The sequence below is a fragment of the Rathayibacter sp. AY1D2 genome, from assembly GCF_002932695.1.
GTDB lineage: Bacteria > Actinomycetota > Actinomycetes > Actinomycetales > Microbacteriaceae > Rathayibacter.
The window spans coordinates 1-991 of sequence record NZ_PSVX01000130.1; the positions used below are offsets into that span (position 1 = coordinate 1).

A 991-nucleotide genomic window follows, 5' to 3' on the forward strand; every position below is an offset into this window, starting at 1 on the left:
TCGGGCAGGTTGTCGAGGCGGTAGTAGAGCGTGGTGCGGTGGATGTGGAGGAGCCCGCACGCCTCCCGCACGCTGCCGCGCACGTCGAGGTAGGCCTCGACCGTCCGCCGCTGCACCTCGTCGCCCCGCTCGAGCAGCGTCGCCGCGGCCGGCGAGAGCATGGCGAGCTGCGAGCTGTCCGCCCCGATCGAGGCGAGGAGCACCCAGGCCCCGAGCTCGGCGATGTCGGCCCGGCCACGGCCGTCGGGCAGGGAGCCGACGATGGTCGCCGCGAGGGCCGCGCGCTCGGCGGTCGGGAGGAGGTCGTCGTCGCGGACGTCGAAGCGCGCCGAGCCGATCGCGTCGACGGCCGTGCCGCGGCCGCGCGCCTCCGCCCGCAGGACGTCGTCCGCCTCCGCGGCGGCCTCGGGCGCCTCCACGCTCACGAAGAACAGCACGCCCTCCTGGTCGCCGAGGAACGTCAGGCCGGAGGCGGCGCTCGCGTCGATCCGCCGCGCCAGCGCCGTCCGCTGCAGGGAGCCGGTCGGGCCGGTCAGCCGCACCGCGCGGACCACGGTCTGGGCGTCCCGGCGCAGCCAGCGGCGCTCGACCGCCTCGGCGAAGGAGGCGCGCCGGGTGCCGCCGTCGCCCGACAGGAGCGCCGCGAGGACGTCCGCGCGCCGGGAGCTGCCGCCCGCCCGCGTCGAGGGGCCGAGGAGGCGGCGGATCGCTCCGACGGCCGCGTCGATGAGCGAGTACTCGGCCGGAGTGAGCGGCGCGGGCCGCTCCCGGGGGAGGAGGAGGGTCGCGAGCCGGCCCCGCGGATCCTGGACGGGGAACACGCCGTCGTGAGGCGCCTCCTCGCGCGCGCGCGTCGCGGCCAGCACCCGGCTCGAGGCGTCCTCGATCGTCACCGGGCGGTCGAGAGCCTGGGCGAGCTCGTCGGCGAGGTCCTGCAGAGTCATCGGCGGGGATCCGTGTGGGGGGCCATGCCGTGATCCTCGCGGAGGGA

The 991-nt window shown here is 77.5% G+C and carries 1 protein-coding gene; it reads right to left on the bottom strand.

Annotated features, from left to right (window positions below; all coding sequences use genetic code 11):
* The coding region (locus C5D04_RS17750; RefSeq protein ID WP_104348145.1) for a helix-turn-helix domain-containing protein at positions 1–944 on the bottom strand (944 nt) is incomplete at its 3' end.
* Positions 945–991: the final 47 nt, after the last annotated feature.